Below are 1765 nucleotides of genomic sequence, written 5' to 3'. Positions count from 1 at the left end.
AGCCATGCCGAGTGCGCTGGCATTAACCAACAAACTCGCTGGCGGCAGGGTGGTCGCGATTGGCTTTGCTTCTCCTTTCAAGCCGAACCGGCTGAGCAGTGCGGCGGCTTTAAGCGGGCTGCGCGCCTGCACCGTGACCGGGCCAACCGCCATTCGCGCGAGCGCAAACAACACTGCGCAAGCCGCTCCACCCGACCCAATCACCACCACCGGCTTCCCCGCCAAATCGGTATCGGCCAGCGGCGCGTAAAACCCTGCCGGATCCGTATTGGTACCCTGAAGTGCGCCATTCTCACCGCGAAACACCGTGTTAATGGCACCGATCGAGCTGCGAACTTCCCCGGGATCACTCACATGATCGAGCGCCGCGATTTTATGCGGTAAGGTAATGTTACAGCCGCGCCAGGCAGGATCATCCCGCCGCATGTCGAAGTATCCGGCAAGCTCCACAGGTAAAACAGGCACGGCACGGTAATCAGCATCGATACCCAATGCCGATAACCAGAAGCGATGGATTAGCGGTGATTTCGAGTGCGCGATCGGATTGCCAATCACTTCGGCATAGGTCATGAGGGCATGATCCCGCGCAGGCGAAGATAGGCTAATAGCGGGATCAGCGGCATCCCCAGAATGGTAAAATAATTGCCGTCGATGCGATCGAACAGCTGAATACCTATGGTTTCGATACGAAAACACCCGACACAGTGGCTGATCGCGGGCCATTCTGTATCGAGATAATGGTCGAGAAACGCGGGCGATAGCGGCCTGACATGCAGTTTGGCGACATCGCAGTGCCGCCAGACAGGTTGGCCCCCCTCCGCCACGACCACCGCACTGATGAGTGTAACAACCGTACCGGACATCGCCTGAAGATGCTCGCATGCCTGCGTCAGCGACGTCGGTTTGTCGAGCATCGCGCCATTCGCCAGCATCACAACGGAATCACTACCAATTACCAAGGCATCAGTACATGACCCGGAAATGCGAACCGCCTTTGTCTCGGCAAGCTGATCGGCAATGTCGCGCGGCGCAGCACCGGCTGAACGTAATGCCTCCTTGATTTCGGGCTCATCAACTGACGCTGGTAAAATTTCAGGATGTACACCCGCTGCGGTGAGCATTGCCTGACGCGATGCGCTGGCGGAGGCAAGGATGAGCCTCATTGCGGTTGCTCGCGCTCACTGACCAGCGCAATAATTGCCGCTGCCGTTTCTTCGATCGATCGCCGCGTGACATCAATCACCGGCCAGCCATTATCAGCAAACATCCGCCGGGCATAGGCAACTTCGCGTGTTACCGCATCCTGATCGACATAGCTCGTCTCTGGGGCTTGGTTTAGGGACAAAAGCCGGTTTCGGCGCACTTGAATCAGCCGGTCCGCGCTGGTGGTCAGACCGACAATCAACGGATTGCGTAGCCGAAACAGCGCAGTGGGGGGGGGAACCTCTATGACGATCGGAATATTCGCGGTCTTGTAACCGCGATTGGCCAGATAAATCGATGTAGGCGTTTTGGACGACCGCGAAACACCCGCCAGCAGGATATCCGCTTCCTCCCAATCCTCATGCCCGACGCCATCATCATGCGCGATCGTGAATTGAATCGCTTCAACACGCTGGAAATAAGCGGCGTCGAGCATATGTTGTCGTCCCGGGCGTGCCTTTGCGCGCTGGCCAAGCATGGTTGACAAGGCGTCGGTCACCACATCAAGCGGCGCGACTGCCGCTAGTCCAAGCGCGCGACAGCGGGACTCTAGACTTTGCCG

General features: G+C 58.1%; 3 protein-coding genes. All 3 read right to left on the bottom strand.

The features are described 5' to 3' along the window. Positions 1-570, bottom strand: a 570-nt coding sequence (locus C0456_RS20400; protein WP_367179326.1) for a shikimate dehydrogenase, incomplete at its 3' end; no start/stop codon positions are given. Then, positions 567-1163 carry a nucleoside triphosphate pyrophosphatase gene (locus tag C0456_RS20395; protein WP_287390371.1) on the bottom strand — a complete coding sequence of 199 codons (597 nt, stop codon included), beginning with the start codon at positions 1161-1163 and terminating at the stop codon, positions 567-569. The genes C0456_RS20395 and C0456_RS20400, both read right to left, overlap by 4 nt. Continuing rightward, the coding region (locus tag C0456_RS20390; protein ID WP_291056494.1) for a pyruvate, water dikinase regulatory protein at positions 1160-1765 on the bottom strand (606 nt) is incomplete at its 5' end. The genes C0456_RS20395 and C0456_RS20390, both read right to left, overlap by 4 nt.

The sequence above is a fragment of the Hyphomonas sp. genome (assembly GCF_013823385.1).
GTDB lineage: Bacteria > Pseudomonadota > Alphaproteobacteria > Caulobacterales > Hyphomonadaceae > Hyphomonas.
This window is presented reverse-complemented; position numbering and strand designations above follow the sequence as displayed.

Bases quoted from the DNA above. Each gene is read 5' to 3' on its own strand.
- C0456_RS20395 (WP_287390371.1), bottom strand. From the start codon at position 1,163: ATGAGGCTCATCCTTGCCTCCGCCAGCGCATCGCGTCAGGCAATGCTC.